Here is a 17724-nt window from a genome sequence, read left to right on the forward strand (position 1 = left end):
CACATCAGCCGTGCTTACAGGAACGGTGAAACATCCCCGGTACCTTCGCGGACAATAACCGGCGTGTCATCTGTCAGGTCAATCACCGTTGTCGGTTGTTGCCCGATATACCCGCCGTTAATCACCAAATCCACCTGCTTGCCGAGGGTATCGTTGATCTCTTCCGGATCAGATTCCGCGAAATCATTACCCGGCAGGATAAGACTGGCAGACATAATCGGCTCACCCATTGCGGCGAGCAGCTCCATAGCAATCGGATTAGCAGGTATCCGCATCCCGATTGTTTTACGTTTTTCACTCATCAGACGACGGGGCACTTCTTTTGTTGCCCGCAGAATAAAGGTGTAATTACCCGGCGTATTATTTTTGATTAAACGAAATACGCTGTTATCCACCTGGGCGTAGGTCGAAATGTCGGATAAATCACGACACATCAGGGTAAAGTTATGATTACTGTCAATCTGACGCAGGCGGCAAATCCGCTGCAATGCGTCCTTATCTTCCAGGCGGCAGCCGATAGCATAGCCGGAATCTGTCGGATAAATGACCACTCCGCCCTTATTGATAATCTCCACGCACTGCTTTATTACGCGTGCCTGCGGGTTATCAGGATGAATATGAAACATCTGGCCCATTGTATTTCCTCTGTTAATCCTTCACGACCAATCCTGCCAGACTGGTATAACGCCTCCCGGCAACCACAATTTACGGCCCAGTTCTATCCACGAACACGGCTGATGAAAATCGGAGCCCTGAGAGGCTTTTAATCCATATGTTAACGCATATTCCGCCAGTACCCGGCGCTCATCCGGCGCCTGCTGGCACTGCGCCACTTCCATCGCATCGCCACCGGTCTGTTTAAAGAAATCACACAACCGTTTCAGCCATTTGGCGGATAACCCGTAGCGACCGGGGTGCGCCAGCACCGCCTGACCACCGGCGGCATGAATGGCATCAACTGCCTCACTGATTTCACACCACTGCGGCGGCACATAGCCGGTTTTTCCGCGGGCTAAAAAACGTTTAAACACTTTCGGAATGGTGGATTCCACTTTCCGGGCAATCAACACCCTGGCAAAATGCCCGCGGGTGACTTCTCCGCCCTGCGCCAGCTCACAAGCTTCTTCCCAGGTGCCGGGGATACCGGCCTTCTCCAGGCGCTCACCAATCTGCATTCCGCGCTCACGGCGGCGTGTTGATTGCTGCGCTAATAATTTTGTCATAGCCGGGTGCAAAATATCAATATTCAGCCCGACAATATGAATTTCATGATGTTCCCACAGCGTTGATATTTCAACACCATTAATCACTTTCAGCGGCAAATTATGTGTCTGCTGATAGTGATGCGCGACAGGAAGTGCATCTGTCGTATCGTGATCAGTAATCGCCAACACTGTCACGCCCATCTCCAGGGCTCTGTCCAGTAACTGCTCTGGGGTCAGAATGCCATCTGACGCTGTGGTATGGCTATGTAAATCATAGCACTCCCGGTCTATACCTGTGTTTTCCGGCTCCATCGCGTCTCCTCTTTATTCTCTCTGACAACCGCCTGTTTACCCGGGCTTTTCCCGGGGAGGCGTAGTATTCCACAAATATCCTTGACACACCAATCGCGATCTAGTTTACTAGTACGCAGAACGAGGTATATTTAATCACAGATTTCATAAAGGACATCTCATGAACATGCACAAACTAAACAATCGTTGGTGGCGTAACTCTTCCCGTCGGGCGCAATGGTTGTGCGTGCATGTCAGCTGACAAGCTGAATCAGAGCACATAACCCGCCCCCCGGCGGGTTTTTTTATGGCAAAAATATTCATGAGATAAGGTAAATAATAATGAACAGCCCGATTTTCACACACATAACCCGGATTGATTATCCACACTACCAGCCGGATCCTGCCGCCGTCTTTACCGCACTTTGTGCACAACGCCCGGCAACACTGTTATTAGAATCTGCTGAAATAACCTCTAAGGCAAATTTAAAAAGTCTGCTTATTCTGCACAGCGCCCTGCGGATACACTGCCTGGGTCATACCGTGACCGCCGAAGCACTGAATACAAACGGGGCAACGCTGCTACCGGCACTGCATACACAACTGGCGGCAAAAGCAGAATGTGAAATCACAGACACTATGCTGACTGCCCGCTTCACACCGCCTGTGGCAGACACCGATGAAGATACCCGGCTGCGTGCAGATTCTGTATTTGATGTATTGCGCACCCTGATGAGCCTGCCGTCAACGCCTGATGACCGCAGGAATTTATTCTGCGGCGGTCTGTTCAGTTATGATTTGGTAGCCAACTTTGAAACGTTACCGGCAGTAACATCGGCAAATAATTGCCCGGATTACTGTTTTTATCTGGCTGAAACTCTGCTGACCATTGATCACCAGCAACAAACCAGCAAGCTTATCACTCTCACATTTACCGGCGATAAAACAGAACAGGCGCGCCTGACATCACAGCACAATACGCTGTTAACCACACTGGCGAATGAAATCACCGGTTCCGCTGTTGTATCCACGGCAGACATAAACGTGACAACGTCACATTCAGATGATGTATTCCGCCGCATTGTCACCGACTTAAAACAATACATCGTTCAGGGTGATATTTTCCAGGTCGTGCCATCGCGCCGCTTTCAGTTACCCTGCCCGTCGCCGATGGCCGCTTACCGGGTCCTGAAAAACAGCAATCCGAGTCCGTACCTGTTCTATATGCAGGACAGTGATTTCACCCTGTTTGGCGCGTCACCGGAAAGTGCGCTGAAATATGATCCCACAACCCGCCTGATTGAAATCTACCCGATTGCGGGCACCCGTCCCCGGGGCTTACATGCAGACGGCAATGTTGATGCAGATAAAGATAGCCGCCTGGAACTGGATTTACGTACTGACCAAAAAGAGCTTGCCGAACATTTTATGTTAGTGGATCTCGCCCGTAACGATCTCGCCCGCATCTGCCGCCCCGGCACACGCAGCGTGGCAGAACTGACAAAAGTGGATCGCTATGCATTTGTAATGCATCTGGTATCCCGCGTAACCGGCGAATTACGTAATGACCTGGATATTTTTCATGCTTATCAGGCTTGTATGAATATGGGTACACTGACCGGTGCCCCTAAAGTCCGCGCTATGCAACTGATTGCACAGACAGAAAAAATCCGCCGCGGCAGCTACGGCGGTGCGGTCGGCTACTTCCGCGGCGACAGCACATTTGACACCTGCATTGTTATCCGCTCCGCGTATGTTGAAAACGGTATCGCCATTGTGCAGGCGGGCGGCGGCGTGGTACTGGATTCCGATCCGCAGGCAGAAGCCGATGAAAACCGTAACAAAGCCCGTGCGGTGATCCGCGCAATCACCCGCGCACATCACGCAGAGGAGACATTCTGATGGCTGATATTTTACTGCTCGATAATGTTGATTCTTTCACCTACAACCTGGTCGATCAGTTCCGCGCACAAGGGCACAGAGTGGTGATTTACCGCAACCGGGTTCCGGCAGAGGTTATTCTCACGGCACTGGACAAGATGCACAATCCGGTTCTGGTGCTTTCACCGGGTCCCGGTAAACCGGCAGATGCAGGTTGTCAGCCGCAGGTGTTGCGCGCTGTCACAGGGCGTTACCCGGTCATCGGAATTTGTCTCGGGCACCAGGCGATTATTGAAGCTTACGGCGGCAAAGTCAGCAGCGCAGGCACTGTATTACACGGCAAAGCCAGCCTGCTGCAACATGATAATCAGGCCATGTTCCGTGGTCTGCCGAATCCGATGAAAGTGGCACGTTATCACTCACTTGCAGCAGAAATCACCCCGTCGGCACTAACAATTTGTGCCACCAGCGACAATATTGTGATGGCGGTGCGCCATGATTCACACAAAGTCTGCGGATTACAGTTTCACCCTGAATCAATTTTAACCCCGGAAGGTGCGGCATTGCTGGCAAATACGCTGGAATGGGCACAGGCATAACTCAACCCTGAAGAAAAACATAAAAACAGATTAAGGAATAGAGAGATGCAAATTTTATTTGAAAAACTGTACCGGGGCGAGGCACTAAACCAGGCGGAAAGCCGGGAACTCTTCTCTGCGATTATCCGTGGCGAATTGAGCGAAACCCAGCTTGCCGCCGCCTTAATCAGCATGAAAATGCGCGGCGAACAGCCGGACGAAATCGCCGGAGCCGCACAAGCATGCCTGGATAATGCACGGGCGTTTCCCCGTCCGGACTATAGCTTCAGTGATATTGTCGGCACCGGCGGTGATGCCTCCGACAGTATCAATATCTCGACCGCCAGCGCATTTGTCGCCGCTGCCTGCGGTATAAAAGTTGCCAAACACGGCAGCCGCAGTGTTTCAAGCAAGACAGGATCGTCTGATTTGCTCAATGCCTTCGGTATCGCGCTCGATACCCCGGCGGAGATATCGCGCAGCGCCCTGGATGATGTCGGCGTCTGTTTTCTGTTTGCGCCCCACTATCACGACGGCTTTCGTTTCGCCGCCCCGGTGCGCCAGCAACTGAAAACCCGCACACTGTTTAATGTTCTCGGCCCGCTAATCAACCCGGCACGCCCGCCGGTGGCGCTGATTGGTGTTTACAGCCCGGCGCTTATCCGCCCTGTCGCACAAACCCTGAAAATGCTGGGTTATCAGCGGGCAGCGGTCGTTCACAGTGGCGGGATGGATGAAGTTTCCCTTCATGCCGCGACACAGGTTGCAGAACTGCATAACGGAGAGATCCGCGAATACAGCCTGACGGCGGATGATTTTGCATTACCGGCTTATGACATGAATGAATTACACGGCGGCACACCGGACGAAAATCGTCAATTACTGACCCGGTTATTACAGGGCGAAGGCACGCCCGCGCATAATCATGCGGTTGCCGCCAATGTCGCCCTGCTGATGAAACTTAATGATAACGAAGACTTACGAGCCAATGCGCATCATGCGCTGGCAATGATCCACAGTGGCAACGCCTTTGAGCGCGTCACCGCCCTGGCCGCGAGAGGATAATGACCATGAAAGGCACCGTATTAGAACAAATAGTTAACGATAAACGTATCTCATTAATTGAGCGGAAGAAACAAGAGCCACTGCTGGATTTCGCCGATACATTACAGCCAAGTGACCGGGATTTTTATCAGGCACTGAGCAGCACAAAAACCGTTTATATCTTAGAATGTAAGAAAGCCTCACCATCCAAAGGACTGATCCGACAGGATTTTAATCCGGATGAGATTGCCCTGGCTTATGCGCCTTATGCATCCTCAGTATCTGTTCTGACAGACGAAAAATACTTTCAGGGGCAGCATGACTATCTGCGCCGGGTGCGCGCACAGATTTCGCAGCCGGTACTGTGCAAAGATTTTATGATTGATGCCTATCAGGTCTATCTGGCACGTCATTACGGCGCTGATGCGATTTTACTGATGCTTTCTGTGCTAAATGACGCGGAATATCACTCTCTCGCGACCCTTGCTCACTCTCTGAATATGGGTGTGCTGACAGAAGTCAGTACAGAAGAGGAACTGACCCGCGCCATTCATCTGGAAGCCAAAGTCATCGGTATTAATAACCGCGATTTACGCGATCTCTCTATTGACCGCAACCGTACAAAAGCGTTTGCGCCGCGCATTCCGGCTGACTGCATTATTATCAGCGAATCAGGTATTACCACACATCAGCACATCCGTGAGCTCTCCCCGTATGCCAATGGTTTTCTGATCGGCAGTGCGATTATGGCGCAGCCGGATCTGGATTTTGCTATCCGCCGCCTGATATTCGGTGAACACAAAGTCTGCGGGCTGACCCGCGCAGAAGATGCCCGCGCCGTCTATGATGCCGGTAGCGCATTCGGCGGGCTGATATTTGTCAGTGACTCCCCGCGCTGTGTGAATGAAACTCAGGCCGCTGCTGTTATATCCGGCGCACCGCTGGCATATGTCGGTGTGTTTCGTAATCACGACCCGGCAGAGATTGCCGCGATTGCCCGCCGACTGAAACTGCATGCCGTTCAGTTGCACGGCAGCGAAGATGCCCATGATATCGCGATACTCCGTCTGCATTTGCCGGTACAGTGTGAAATCTGGAAAGCACTGGATATGTCACATCAGCCGGACATTACCGTGCCTGACGGCGTGGTGCGCCTGGTGCTGGATAACGGCAAAGGCGGCTCCGGATACACATTTGACTGGGCAACACTGCCCGCCTCACTGCCGGTGCCCTTTACCCTTGCGGGCGGGTTGAATGCAGAAAACTGCCTTGCAGCTGCCGCCTGCGCCGCATCCGGGCTTGATTTCAACTCCGGCGCAGAATCCGCCCCCGGAATTAAAGATGCAGACAAAATCCGCATCTTATTTGAAAAATTACATATGCACGTTGCCTAACGACTTAAACAGAAAGGATCAGAAAAATGAGTAAGTTAAATCCCTATTTTGGCGAGTTCGGCGGGCAATTTGTCCCGCAGATTTTAATCCCGGCACTGGATCAACTGGAAGATGCCTTTATTGCCGCACAAGAAGACCCGGAATTTCAGCGCGAATTTACCGATCTCCTGAAAAATTATGCAGGACGCCCGACCGCACTGACTCTGTGTAAAAACCTGACGGCGGGCAGCAAAACCAAGCTGTATCTCAAGCGGGAAGATTTACTGCACGGTGGTGCACATAAAACCAACCAGGTTCTGGGACAGGCACTGCTGGCAAGACGCATGGGCAAAACCGAAATTATTGCAGAAACCGGTGCCGGTCAGCACGGCGTGGCAACCGCACTCGCCTGCGCACTGCTGGGCATGAAATGCCGCGTGTATATGGGCGCGAAAGATGTGGAGCGTCAATCACCCAACGTTTTCCGTATGCGTCTGATGGGTGCGGAAGTGATCCCGGTTCACAGCGGTTCATCCACCCTGAAAGATGCCTGTAACGAAGCACTGCGCGACTGGAGCGGCAGTTATGAACGTGCTCACTATTTATTAGGTACGGCGGCAGGTCCGCACCCGTACCCGACCATTGTCCGCGAATTTCAGCGCATGATCGGCGATGAAGCCCGCGCACAGATTCTTGAGCGCGAAGGTCGCCTGCCGGATGCGGTGATCGCCTGTATCGGCGGTGGCTCTAATGCTATCGGCGCATTTGCCGGGTTTATCCCGGATGAATCTGTCCGCCTGATTGGTGTCGAGCCGGGCGGACACGGTATTGAAACCGGCGAGCACGGCGCACCGCTGAAACACGGACGCGTTGGTATCTATTTCGGTATGAAATCACCGATGATGCAGACAGAAGACGGCCAGATTGAAGAATCTTACTCTGTTTCTGCCGGACTGGACTTCCCGTCTGTCGGCCCGCAACACGCGCATCTTAATGCTATCGGGCGGGCAGATTATGTCTCTGCGACCGATGATGAAGCACTTGACGCCTTTAAAGCACTGAGCCGCCACGAAGGGATTATCCCGGCACTGGAATCCGCACATGCACTGGCGCACGCCCTGAAAATGATCCGGGAAAATCCGGAAAAAGAACAACTTCTTATCGTCAATGTCTCCGGACGGGGTGATAAAGATATTTTCACTGTTTATGACATTCTTAAAGAAAGAGGGGATTTCTGATGAGCCGGTATGAACAACTTTTTCAACAGCTGACTGCCCGCAACCAGGGTGCTTTTGTACCGTTTGTCACGCTCGGTGATCCGTCCGCTGAGGTCTCTTTGCAGATTATTGATGCCCTGGTGGCAGGTGGTGCGGATGCACTTGAGCTCGGTATTCCATTTTCTGATCCGCTGGCAGACGGTCCGACCATTCAGGATGCCAACCTGCGTGCTTTTGCCGCCGGTATTACCCCTGCCCGCTGTTTTGAACTGATAGCGCAGATCCGCGCAAAATATCCGCAATTACCTATCGGATTGCTGATGTATGCCAATCTGGTTTTTCATGGCGGGATCAGCCAGTTTTATGCCAATGCGGCAGCCGCCGGTGTGGATTCGGTATTAATCGCCGATGTGCCTCTTCATGAATCACAGCCGTTCCGCGAGGCTGCGCTGGCTAATAATATCGCACCTATCTTTATCTGCCCGCCGGATGCAGACGATGCATTATTACAGGCTATTGCCGCCGCCGGGAAAGGCTACACCTACCTGCTCTCCCGTGCTGGTGTCACCGGCGCAGAAAACCGGGCAGAAAAATCTCTCGCCTCTCTCGCGGGTAAACTGAATGCTTATAAGGCCGCGCCGCCGATTCAGGGCTTCGGAATATCCGAACCGGAACAAGTCCGTGAATCACTTAAAAATGGTGCTGCGGGGGCAATTTCCGGTTCAGCCGTCGTTAATATTATTGCAGAACATCTGGATAATGTGCCGCTGATGTGTGAACGCCTGCGGGAATTTACTCAGAAAATGAAAAACGCGACACAATTGTGATTATTTCGTTTAGCGCACTTATATTGGTGGGTTATTCTTGTTGTGAATCATATTGATTTCATTAATACTCAAAGTGTCAGGCACTCATTGCCATCTATACTCTAAATAATTCGGGATGCCTGTAGGCGACAAGCAAAGATTGACGGGGAGCATAGATAAACTATGTGACCCGGCGGGATTTGCGAAGTCAACACCCGGGCATCCTGAAGTATGATGAGTATAAATAAGGAGAACATAATGAAGTATATGAAACTGGTCACATCACTCTTTGTTGTCATGTTTATGGCGTTTACGCTGTCCGCCTGTGCCCCGAGCGCAACAAGCGAAGGCACCGGAGGCTATTTTGATGACTCCGTGATCACGACAAAAGTAAAAACAGCACTGCTGGGTGAAAAAGGCATTAAATCCACCCAAATCAGTGTGGAAACCTTTAAAGGCAAAGTACAGCTCAGCGGGTTTGTCTCAAGCGACAAAGAAGCGACTCTGGCTGTGAATACCGCGCGTAAGGTACCGGGCGTCAAGCTTGTAATTAACTCCATGAAGCTGCGATGATGCAAGTTCAGATATAAAAAAACGGCGCTCTTTTCAGGCGCCGTTTTCTTTTTCAGCTATTTTCAGCTAACTGCGGTTATCAGAATTTGTAACCAGCACCGAACATAAAGACAAATGGGTCAAGACGGGTTTTGTACGAATAGTTTTCGCCACCGGCTGTGAAATCCACATCTGTTTCGATATTCATCCACCAGACAGAGGCATTCAGTAACCAGTTTTTGTCTAATTCATAGTCCAGACCAGCCTGCGCTGCCACACCCCATGATCCGCTCATGCTCAGGTCACTTAAACCGGCATTTTTACCGTTGTCGTTAAATCCTTCATCAAAGAAGAATGTGTAGTTAATACCGACACCGAGATACGGACGTAATTTATCTTCCGGGGTACGAAAATAATATTGTGCCATCAGAGTTGGTGGTAAATGTTTAGCCGTTGCAATTTCACCCGTTCCCGGGGTTGAAATTTTATGTTCAAACGGAGTAGCAGCTAATAATTCAATACCGATATTATCAGTAGCCATATAAGTAAAGGTCAAACCTAACTGAGTATTATTATTCGCTTCAAAAGAACCAACAGAACCCAGAACGTTATCAGACCCGGTATTCGGGCGTACAGTTGCTGTACCGCCGCGAACAATCATATCACCGGCCTGGTGCGCAATTGAAACTGACGGCAAAACCGTTGCCAGTGCTAAAAACACAGCAGAGAGCTTTTTCATTATCTATCCCATCCTAAAAAAAGAAAAAAAATACAATAAATACAGTTTGAAATATACAGCCTTAAATCGAATTATGATCCAAGACAGATCACAACATTTAAATAAAAAACAATAATCACACAAATTCGGATTTATTATTCCATGGGATTTATTTCTTTTATTGATCTGAATCAATAATACATTTCATCATTTTTAGTGTGTTAATAATTCAGGTGATTTATATCAATTTTAAACATGTCATGTGTACCTTTCAGACTTTATCTCTGTTTTGTTATTGTTGCTGAAATGTATATTTTTATGATTATTATTTATCCTGTAATGCCTGAAACCTGTATTTTTGCCCCGCGTACAGGTTACACTCTCCGCCATTTTGTTTTACAATTACGTAAAGCGTTTTAATCATGTCTATACCCAACGTCATTCAGGATACAGGAGTTTTTTCATGTCCATGTCGGTGTCAGATCTTGCCCGCGACAGTCTTAATTTTTTCCGCAATCAGGCTGCATCTGTTCTGGTTATTTCTCTGCTCACCGCCGTTATTGCTGTTGCTCTCAACGTCCTGCTGACTTATAACTCTAACGGAACGGATATCATCCGTATGTTGGAATCCACCTATATTAATGAGGGTTCCGGCGAATTTCAGCGCGCAGTCGCCGCACTGACTGCCGATGACCAGTGGCAGATGCTGAAAACCGGGCTGGGCAGTATTTTAGGCTCTCTGCTGGGTAATGCGGTTTTTGTGACATCCATGATTTTTCTGGTATTCAGCGCATCACAGGGCAGGACACTGACTGCGGTTCAGGCAATCACCGGCTCCGCCGGACGTATACTGCGCATGCTGGTTCTGCTGCTTATCTGTTCACTGGTGATAGCTCTCGGGTTAGTTGCCATGTATTTGCCGGGTCTGGTGCTGGCTATGCTGCTGGCGCTCGCGCCTATCGTGATGTTCACCGAAAAAAACAGTATTTTCACTGCGATTAAAATCAGCGGTAATATTGCGATGAAAAATATCAGAACACTTCTGCCGGCTATTTTAATCTGGTTTGCACTGAAACAAGCATCCGTCTTGTTACTCAGCCGGTTACCGCTGCCGAATGAACATATTACGATGGTCATCGTATTGTTCTTAAATAACGTTATCAGCGGCCTGATGATTATTTATCTGTTCCGGTTTTATCAGTTATTTACCCAATCACAATCGATTAAAGATTATCAGTAATTCGTTATTCCCCGCCCCGTCTGCCTGATGGGGCTTTTTTTTATCACCGGTGCCGGATAATGCGAAGTAATGATAATATTTCTCAGGCAATTCTTTGCTGTGCGCAATCTGATGATAATATCAGAGCCGTTATCCTCAATGGCTCACGGGCAAATAAGCAGGTTAAAAAAGACAAATATCAGGATTTTGACTTAGTCTTTTTTGTGCAGGATATTAACGCGGCTAAATCAGCCCGCGCGTGGGAAACTCTCTTAGGTGTTCCGGTATTACAGCAATGCCCTGATGATATGTTGCCGGAAAATAAAGATACACCTGCGCGTACGGCATATACATATCTGATGATCTATGAAGATAGTCACCGTATTGATCTGACTTTGTTTCCCCTCAGTCACTTAACAACAGATTACACACACGACAGCCTGAGTATTCTCTGGCTGGATAAAGACCATTTATTTAATTCGCTGCCGCCCGCAGACGAAAGCAGTTATTTTATCACCCCACCGGATACCCGTTTATTTGCAGAAACTGCCAATGAGTTCTGGTGGTGCGCCACCAATGTGGCAAAAGGTCTGGCAAGACATGAAATCACTTTTGCCAAAGAGATGACAGACAATGTCATCCGTCCGGCATTTATGCAGATGCTTGACTGGAAAATCGGCTGCATACACGGATTTAACCTCACTACCGGCAAAGCCGGGAAATATCTGTCCCGTTATCTTACCAACGCAGAAATGCAAGTTATATCCGATACCTATTCCGATGCAGACCCGAAAAATAACTGGCAGTCACTGTTTGTCATGCTGCGGTTATTTGGTGAATTCCAGAAAATAACCGCAGACAAAATGGGCTTTAAAATAAACACCGGTGATGCAGAGGCATCTGTTCGATATATTAAGCGGGTTTATGCGGATGTGGGTTATGAATTGGACAGTGCAATCAGAGGGTAGTTGATATGAAAATGCCCCATTCCGGGGCATTTTCAAAACTAAACATTAAGCGATTACTGAACTTTGCGCACCGCTTTTACATCCAGCTCGATTTTACTCCACTCTTTATCGATTTCCCCTTCGACTTCAATTTCATCCTGCGGGGTGACTTTTAAGCCATCCCAGCGTTTCGGGGAGATTTCCACACGGATGGTGCCGGTGCTGTCTTTAAATTCGTAATGCTTATTATCAATCTGGCTGACGATTTTTCCGCGCAGCACAACATTTGCATCATCGGATAATTTCAGCGCGTCGGCAACCGTCATTTTACGGGCATCCGGGCCGCTGAATCCGCCGGTTTGGGTTGTGGTGGCAGAGGTTGCAGATGGTGCGCCGGGACCTTCAAACCCACCGTTTGTTGCAGCAAAAACGGAGCCTGCGGAGCCGGCCAGTAATGTAGCAAGTAATGCGAGTGCAGGTAATTTCTTCATTATTTATCTCCTGATATAAGGAAGCATTGTTGCTTCATGAGGTGTATTTAACCATTAAGTTCTTAACAGGATCTTAAAGATAGCCTATTTTTAATTATATTTTTAATTTTAGACAAAACAGGTGGTTATCCCGTGGCTTCTGCGTTAAAACTAGCACAGCTGTACCCTTATTCATTCAATTTTCAGGTTCGTTGGCGGTATCTTGAATGAATAAGGGTATATATTCCGGGGATAAATATAATGCGAATTTTATTAATTGAAGATGACCGCCTGATTGGCGACGGATTGAAAATCGGGCTGACAAAGCTCGGCTTCACTATAGATTGGTTTACGGATGGCATAACCGGGCAGCAGGCGCTGTTTTCCGCACCTTATGATGCGGTGATCCTCGACCTTTCTCTGCCGGGGATTGACGGGCTGGATATTCTGAAACAGTGGCGGGCGCAGAGCCGCGATGAGCCGGTGCTGATTTTAACTGCCCGTGATGCACTGGAGCAGCGGGTTGGCGGGTTACAGCAGGGAGCGGATGATTATCTGTGTAAGCCGTTTGCCCTTGCGGAAGTCGCTGCGCGCTTGCAGGCGCTGATCCGACGCCGCCACGGTCAGCTATCAGCAAAACTGGCGCATGGCAATGTGGAGATGGACCCCGTCGCAATGACTGTCACCCGCAACGGCGTACCCGTATCCCTGAAAGGAAAAGAACTCGCCCTGCTCGCGCTGTTTTTGAATAACCCGCAGAAAGTCCTCACCCGCGCCATGATTGAAGAAAAATTGTATAACTGGGATGAAGAGGTATCCAGCAATGCGGTCGAAGTGCATATCCATCATCTGCGCCGTAAATTAGGCCGCGAATTTATCAAAACACGCCACGGTATCGGCTATATTCTGGGTAATGACGATGAAAATCTTTAGTCTGCGCCTGCGCCTGGGCTGCTTGCTGCTGTTGCTCTCCCTGATAACCTGGGGTACCGCCAGCGTATTTGCCTGGTTCCAGACCACAAAATCCCTTAATGAATTATTCGACACGCAACAAATGGGCTTTGCCAAACGCCTGTCTGTTTTGCCGTCCAATCTGGATCTTCCTCCGTCAATAATTAAAAAAACAAAAAAAATCCTCTCCGGTAACCGGGGGAAACAGGATGATGATGCTCTCGCCTTTGCCATTTTTACGCCGCAAGGGGAACGGGTTCTCGATGATGGCGAAAATGGCAGAAAAATCCCCTTTTCTGATAAAAAATCCGGCTTTCGTGATGGCTCACTGATTGATGACAGTGATAAGTGGCGCTTTGTGCAACTGCCGTCTGTCGATGACCACTATGTCATTGTGGTCGGTCAGGAATGGGAGTACCGCGAGGATACAGGGCTGAAAATTATCACCGCGCAGGTTATTCCCTGGCTGGTTGCGCTGCCGGTAATGCTGCTGCTGTTTTTGTGGCTACTGACGCGTTCACTGAAGCCCCTGCGCCTGCTTGCCCGTCAGTTACAGCGCCGTAACCCTGCCGATCTCACCCCCGTTGCCCCGCCGGTACTGCCCCGCGAGGTAAAACCAATGCTGGATGCACTGAACGGATTATTTATACGTATCAGTAAGTTACGGGAGCGGGAGAGTCAGTTTACCTCTGATGCAGCCCATGAATTACGCAGTCCGCTGGCAGCCCTGCGGGTGCAATCAGAAGTGATGCAGATCGCCGGAGACGACGCGGAAACCCGCGAACACGTCGTCACCAACCTGTTAACCGGTATCGACAGGGCAACACGCCTGGTGGATCAGCTACTGACACTGTCACGATTGGAATCGCAATCACAACCTGTCAGTTGCACTGTGTTGCGCTGGACGGATATCATCAGTGATGCGGTTGCACAAACACTGAATGAAGCCGATAAACACCAGGTTACTGTGCGCAAAACAATCACAGATCCGGAACAGACTATCAGCGGCGAACACCTTCTTCTTACTGTGATGCTGCGCAATCTGCTGCATAACGCAGTCCGCTACGGGCGGGATGGCGGCACTGTACAATTAACACTCAGTCCGCAACAATTAGTAATTGAAGATGACGGACCGGGTGTAAGCGCAGATGTGCAGGCCAGGTTAGGTGAGCGTTTTTACCGCCCGCCGGGGCAGGAAAAAACCGGCAGCGGGCTGGGATTGTCTATCGTAAAACGCATTGCGGAACTGCATCATCTGACCATACAGTTCCGCCAACCTCCGCAGGGCGGATTTTGCGTGGTAATCAGCTGGTGATCAGGCAGTCTGCGGTGTTTCTCCGCTGCTGCCCTCTTCCGCCTGTGACAGCGCTTCTTCCATCGCTTTGACTCTGCTTTGCTGTTTGCTTTGGATCAGGCGGATAGCAAAGTAGAGATCAGGCACAATAATCAAATCCTCATCATTGCGTTTGATTTTATTTTCAGAGACCCAGCGCGTCAGTTCTGTACGCCGCCCCGCCAGTATAAGCGTGACACCTTTGATTTTCAGCTCTGTCACCAGCTCATTCAGTGTGGTAAACACGCTCATGTCATTGTTAATAAAGCTGACGGTTGCATCAATCGCCACCCAGGCAGGGCGTTTCGGTGCCGTATTCACCATCTGCAATACCCGCTTTTTGAAATAAGCGACATTGAAATAGGTCAACGGAGAATTGAACCGGTACATCATTAATCCGTCGACCTGATCAATATCCACATTGCTGTTATTCATTGAATGGATCATGCCCTGCTCATCCACCCCCAGCAGTTGGTCAGTCGGACGGAAAACCGTGCGCAAAAACTGCATCAGCCCCAGCAGAACAGCAAAACCAATGCCGTTAATCAGCCCCACCAGCAGGACAGCAACCAGGGTAAACAGCGCCAGGGTAAACGCGGAGTGATTGCGCTTACGGAATGAAAATATCTGGCGGATACTGAACATCGACCAGGATGAATAAATCAGAACCACGCCGAGGGTTGCCAGCGGAATATGCCCCAGAAAACCTGTCAGAAAAAGCAGCACCAGCGCGATCAGACCGGCGGCAATCAGTGATACCATCTGGGTTTTCCCGCCACTGGCGTCATTCACCGCCGTCCGGCTGGTCGCGGCACTGACAGCAAATCCCTGGGATAAGCCGGAGGCGATATTAATATAGCCCTGTGCGCGCAGTTCCTGATCCACATCGATGGCATAGCCGTTTTTCTCGGCAAAGCTGCGGACCGTCATCATAAAGCTGACGATACTGATCACGGCTAAGTTTAATGACGGGATCACCAGTTCACGCAGCAAACCCGGGTCAAACGCCGGCATTTTGATATGCGGCAGTCCGTCACCCAGATTGCCGACAATCCCGATACCCATCGTGGAAAAATCCATCCAGGCACTGACCAGTGTGGCGATAGTCATCACAATCAGCGGACCCGGCCAGTTGCGGCGAATTTTACCCAGCAGCAACAGCGCCGCCAGGCTGACAGCGGTCAGCAGCAGTGTCGGAAAGTGAACCAGGTGTAATTTTCCGGGTAAGGCAAACAGCCGCTCAATCAGCGGAGACGGCAGCCCGGAGACGCCCAGCACATTACCAATCTGCCCGGCAATAATCGTTGCCGCCACACCATTAAGCAGCCCCTGTAAAATTGGCTGTGAAAGGAAATCGGCGAACGCGGCAAGTTTGAAGTGACCGGCGATCAGACACCAGACCCCGGTCATCAGCGTCATAATGATCGCCAGTTGCCAGAGCGTATCCGGGTCACCTTTCGCCAGCGGAATAATCGCCGCCGCAATAACTGCACAGGTGGCGGCATCCGGCCCGACAATCAACTGGCGCGATGAGCCGAATAAGGCATACGTGACCATCGGCAGAATACAGGCATACAGCCCGACAATCGCATTAATGCCCATCAGCCCGGTATAGGCGATCGCGACCGGCAGTGCGACTGCGGCGACAGAAAGCCCGGCGCGGATATCATAACGCAGGTTTTTGCGTTCATAGTGCAGAAAAACGGAAAGTCCCGGCATCCAGCGCAGAAGTCGGCTTTGCGGCATTGTTGCCCCTTATAGATGTGTCGTATTAAGACGTAAAATTTAATTTTACAGCTAATAATTAAACTGATTTATAACCGAATGCGGATAAAGAAGATAGTCATCGCCCGTCTTATGGTAAAATATTGCAAAGTCATTTGTAATATATTTTTTTTCTTTAAAAATAAGCGGCTGATGGCAATGTGCTTAAAATAACTTTAAATTTCGGACTGACTCAATTATGAAGCAACTACTCGATTTTATTCCCCTGGTTATCTTTTTTGCCATATATAAAACCATGGATATCTATTATGCCTCCGGCGCATTAATCGCCGCATCTGCGGTAGCACTCGCTGTTCGCTGGTTCCTGTATAAACATCTGGAAAAATCTGCCGTTATCACCTTTGCGATTGTGGCGATTTTCGGCACACTGACCATCGTTTTCCATGATCCGCTGTTTATCAAATGGAAAGTGACTATTATTTATGCCCTGTTTGCCCTGGTATTGCTGGGCAGCCAGTTGTTCTTCGGAAAACCGCTGATCCAGAAAATGCTGGGTAAAGAGCTGACGCTGCCGCCTCACGTATGGCAACGTCTGAATCTCGCCTGGTCCCTGTTCTTTATTATCTGTGCTGCGGTCAATATTTATGTCGCATTCTGGCTGTCGATGGATACCTGGATTAACTTCAAAGTCTTTGGTCTGACCGCTGTAACGCTGGTGTTTACCCTTATCAGTGTGGTATATATTTACCGTCATCTGCCGCGCGAAGAAGAAAAATAATAAAATCAACCGGATACCTGTCTGTATTGGACGGTATCCTTTTTGTCAAACGGACGTAAGTGTTTCTCATGACTCAACAACAATGTTTACCTAACGGGGAACTGGTGCTGCGCACCTTAACCATGCCGATGGATACCAACGCCAACGGTGATATTTTCGGCGGCTGGTTAATGTCACAAATGGATATCGGCGGTGCAATTCTGGCAAAAGAAATGGCACTCGGGCGCGTCGTCACCGTGCGTGTCGACGGCATCACCTTCCTGCGCTCTGTGGCTGTCGGGGATGTGGTCTGCTGTTACGCGCGCTGTCTGAAAACCGGCAATTCATCCATGACAGTCAAGGTCGAAGTCTGGGTGAAAAAAGTGGCGACGGATCCGATTGGTGATCGCTACCGGGCGACAGAAGCGGTGTTCTGCTATGTCGCCGTTGACGCTGATAACCGTCCCCGCCCGTTACCTGACGGAAAACGTAATTTTCAGTTAGGCAGCAGTAACAACGATTAAAATTAAGATAATGCATTTCCTCCGGGCCACTCTCACTGAGTGGCCTTTTTGGATACAGCAGGTTCCCCGCGACACAACCGGTAAGGGATAGTATCATTGGCGGATATCTCTCTTTTTATTTAATCCGGAATTT

General features: G+C 49.8%; 18 protein-coding genes. 13 read left to right on the plus strand and 5 right to left on the minus strand.

Features of this window, described 5'->3' with window-relative positions:
* Nucleotides 1–14: 14 nt before the first annotated feature.
* A complete protein-coding gene (locus tag ACMHKJ_RS02780; protein ID WP_067362105.1) occupies nt 15–635 on the minus strand; it encodes an L-threonylcarbamoyladenylate synthase in 621 nt (206 codons plus the stop codon).
* Nucleotides 636–656: 21 nt separating this feature from the next.
* Complete coding sequence (gene rnm / locus ACMHKJ_RS02785; RefSeq protein ID WP_413491947.1) at nt 657–1517, minus strand: RNase RNM; 861 nt, start codon at nt 1515–1517, stop codon at nt 657–659.
* Nucleotides 1518–1838: 321 nt separating this feature from the next.
* Between rnm and ACMHKJ_RS02790 the strand changes: the two genes are divergently transcribed.
* The 7 genes from ACMHKJ_RS02790 to ACMHKJ_RS02820 all read left to right on the plus strand — a co-directional run bounded on the left by ACMHKJ_RS02790 (nt 1839) and on the right by ACMHKJ_RS02820 (nt 8968).
* A complete protein-coding gene (locus ACMHKJ_RS02790) occupies nt 1839–3398 on the plus strand; it encodes an anthranilate synthase component 1 (RefSeq protein ID WP_413491948.1) in 1560 nt (519 codons plus the stop codon).
* Entirely contained in the window at nt 3398–3976 is a 579-nt protein-coding gene (locus ACMHKJ_RS02795; RefSeq protein ID WP_413491949.1) for an aminodeoxychorismate/anthranilate synthase component II, read from the plus strand. Before ACMHKJ_RS02790 ends, ACMHKJ_RS02795 begins: the two co-directional genes overlap by 1 nt.
* 45 nt (nt 3977–4021) lie before the next feature.
* Nucleotides 4022–5020, plus strand: coding sequence for an anthranilate phosphoribosyltransferase (gene trpD, locus ACMHKJ_RS02800; protein WP_413491950.1), 999 nt, complete (start codon nt 4022–4024; stop codon nt 5018–5020).
* A gap of 5 nt (nt 5021–5025) precedes the next feature.
* Entirely contained in the window at nt 5026–6393 is a 1368-nt protein-coding gene (gene trpCF / locus ACMHKJ_RS02805) for a bifunctional indole-3-glycerol-phosphate synthase TrpC/phosphoribosylanthranilate isomerase TrpF (protein WP_413491951.1), read from the plus strand.
* A 26-nt stretch (nt 6394–6419) separates the two neighbouring features.
* Nucleotides 6420–7610, plus strand: a complete 1191-nt coding sequence (gene trpB / locus ACMHKJ_RS02810; RefSeq protein ID WP_413491952.1) for a tryptophan synthase subunit beta — start codon at nt 6420–6422, stop codon at nt 7608–7610.
* Complete coding sequence (trpA, locus tag ACMHKJ_RS02815) at nt 7610–8416, plus strand: tryptophan synthase subunit alpha (protein WP_413491953.1); 807 nt, start codon at nt 7610–7612, stop codon at nt 8414–8416. Before trpB ends, trpA begins: the two co-directional genes overlap by 1 nt.
* A gap of 237 nt (nt 8417–8653) precedes the next feature.
* The gene (locus ACMHKJ_RS02820; protein ID WP_067362083.1) at nt 8654–8968 is read left to right on the plus strand and encodes a BON domain-containing protein; all 315 of its coding nucleotides are present in this window, start codon (nt 8654–8656) and stop codon (nt 8966–8968) included.
* Between the two features lie 79 nt (nt 8969–9047).
* Here the strand turns inward: ACMHKJ_RS02820 and ompW are convergent, their stop codons facing one another.
* Nucleotides 9048–9686 (minus strand): outer membrane protein OmpW, encoded by a 639-nt coding sequence (ompW, locus tag ACMHKJ_RS02825; RefSeq protein WP_413491954.1) that lies wholly within the window; start codon nt 9684–9686, stop codon nt 9048–9050.
* Nucleotides 9687–10128: 442 nt separating this feature from the next.
* On the opposite strand from ompW, the gene ACMHKJ_RS02830 reads away from it, so the two are divergent.
* Both ACMHKJ_RS02830 and ACMHKJ_RS02835 read left to right on the plus strand, forming a co-directional pair.
* A complete protein-coding gene (locus tag ACMHKJ_RS02830; protein ID WP_413491955.1) occupies nt 10129–10905 on the plus strand; it encodes a YciC family protein in 777 nt (258 codons plus the stop codon).
* Between the two features lie 59 nt (nt 10906–10964).
* A complete protein-coding gene (locus ACMHKJ_RS02835) occupies nt 10965–11852 on the plus strand; it encodes an aminoglycoside 6-adenylyltransferase (protein ID WP_413491956.1) in 888 nt (295 codons plus the stop codon).
* Nucleotides 11853–11905: 53 nt separating this feature from the next.
* Here ACMHKJ_RS02835 and ACMHKJ_RS02840 read toward each other — a convergent pair whose 3' ends face one another.
* Complete coding sequence (locus tag ACMHKJ_RS02840) at nt 11906–12322, minus strand: YgiW/YdeI family stress tolerance OB fold protein (protein ID WP_413491957.1); 417 nt, start codon at nt 12320–12322, stop codon at nt 11906–11908.
* Nucleotides 12323–12562: 240 nt separating this feature from the next.
* On the opposite strand from ACMHKJ_RS02840, the gene qseB reads away from it, so the two are divergent.
* On the plus strand, nt 12563–13234 hold the full coding sequence (gene qseB, locus ACMHKJ_RS02845) for a quorum sensing response regulator transcription factor QseB (RefSeq protein ID WP_413491958.1): 672 nt from the start codon (nt 12563–12565) through the stop codon (nt 13232–13234).
* A complete protein-coding gene (gene qseC / locus ACMHKJ_RS02850) occupies nt 13221–14567 on the plus strand; it encodes a quorum sensing histidine kinase QseC (RefSeq protein WP_413491959.1) in 1347 nt (448 codons plus the stop codon). The genes qseB and qseC overlap by 14 nt, the downstream gene beginning before the upstream one ends.
* On the opposite strand, the gene ACMHKJ_RS02855 is transcribed toward qseC, so the two are convergent.
* The gene (locus ACMHKJ_RS02855) at nt 14568–16331 is read right to left on the minus strand and encodes a SulP family inorganic anion transporter (RefSeq protein ID WP_413491960.1); all 1764 of its coding nucleotides are present in this window, start codon (nt 16329–16331) and stop codon (nt 14568–14570) included. It abuts the gene before it with no gap.
* Nucleotides 16332–16548: 217 nt separating this feature from the next.
* Here ACMHKJ_RS02855 and ACMHKJ_RS02860 point away from each other — a divergent pair, with 217 nt between their 5' ends.
* Together ACMHKJ_RS02860 and yciA are read left to right on the plus strand one after the other, a co-directional pair.
* Nucleotides 16549–17088, plus strand: coding sequence for a septation protein A (locus ACMHKJ_RS02860; RefSeq protein WP_413491962.1), 540 nt, complete (start codon nt 16549–16551; stop codon nt 17086–17088).
* 68 nt (nt 17089–17156) lie between these two features.
* Nucleotides 17157–17591 carry an acyl-CoA thioester hydrolase YciA gene (gene yciA / locus ACMHKJ_RS02865; RefSeq protein WP_413491963.1) on the plus strand — a complete coding sequence of 145 codons (435 nt, stop codon included), beginning with the start codon at nt 17157–17159 and terminating at the stop codon, nt 17589–17591.
* Nucleotides 17592–17724: the final 133 nt, after the last annotated feature.

The organism is Morganella psychrotolerans, assembly GCF_965118875.1.
Taxonomy (GTDB): domain Bacteria; phylum Pseudomonadota; class Gammaproteobacteria; order Enterobacterales; family Enterobacteriaceae; genus Morganella; species Morganella psychrotolerans_C.

Coding starts and splice junctions, on each gene's coding strand:
- ACMHKJ_RS02780 (WP_067362105.1), bottom strand. CDS start 635: ATGGGCCAGATGTTTCATATTCATCCTGATAACCCGCAGGCACGCGTA.
- rnm (WP_413491947.1), bottom strand. CDS start 1,517: ATGGAGCCGGAAAACACAGGTATAGACCGGGAGTGCTATGATTTACAT.
- ACMHKJ_RS02790 (WP_413491948.1), top strand. CDS start 1,839: ATGAACAGCCCGATTTTCACACACATAACCCGGATTGATTATCCACAC.
- ACMHKJ_RS02795 (WP_413491949.1), top strand. CDS start 3,398: ATGGCTGATATTTTACTGCTCGATAATGTTGATTCTTTCACCTACAAC.
- trpD (WP_413491950.1), top strand. CDS start 4,022: ATGCAAATTTTATTTGAAAAACTGTACCGGGGCGAGGCACTAAACCAG.
- trpCF (WP_413491951.1), top strand. CDS start 5,026: ATGAAAGGCACCGTATTAGAACAAATAGTTAACGATAAACGTATCTCA.
- trpB (WP_413491952.1), top strand. CDS start 6,420: ATGAGTAAGTTAAATCCCTATTTTGGCGAGTTCGGCGGGCAATTTGTC.
- trpA (WP_413491953.1), top strand. CDS start 7,610: ATGAGCCGGTATGAACAACTTTTTCAACAGCTGACTGCCCGCAACCAG.
- ACMHKJ_RS02820 (WP_067362083.1), top strand. CDS start 8,654: ATGAAGTATATGAAACTGGTCACATCACTCTTTGTTGTCATGTTTATG.
- ompW (WP_413491954.1), bottom strand. CDS start 9,686: ATGAAAAAGCTCTCTGCTGTGTTTTTAGCACTGGCAACGGTTTTGCCG.
- ACMHKJ_RS02830 (WP_413491955.1), top strand. CDS start 10,129: ATGTCCATGTCGGTGTCAGATCTTGCCCGCGACAGTCTTAATTTTTTC.
- ACMHKJ_RS02835 (WP_413491956.1), top strand. CDS start 10,965: ATGCGAAGTAATGATAATATTTCTCAGGCAATTCTTTGCTGTGCGCAA.
- ACMHKJ_RS02840 (WP_413491957.1), bottom strand. CDS start 12,322: ATGAAGAAATTACCTGCACTCGCATTACTTGCTACATTACTGGCCGGC.
- qseB (WP_413491958.1), top strand. CDS start 12,563: ATGCGAATTTTATTAATTGAAGATGACCGCCTGATTGGCGACGGATTG.
- qseC (WP_413491959.1), top strand. CDS start 13,221: ATGAAAATCTTTAGTCTGCGCCTGCGCCTGGGCTGCTTGCTGCTGTTG.
- ACMHKJ_RS02855 (WP_413491960.1), bottom strand. CDS start 16,331: ATGCCGCAAAGCCGACTTCTGCGCTGGATGCCGGGACTTTCCGTTTTT.
- ACMHKJ_RS02860 (WP_413491962.1), top strand. CDS start 16,549: ATGAAGCAACTACTCGATTTTATTCCCCTGGTTATCTTTTTTGCCATA.
- yciA (WP_413491963.1), top strand. CDS start 17,157: ATGACTCAACAACAATGTTTACCTAACGGGGAACTGGTGCTGCGCACC.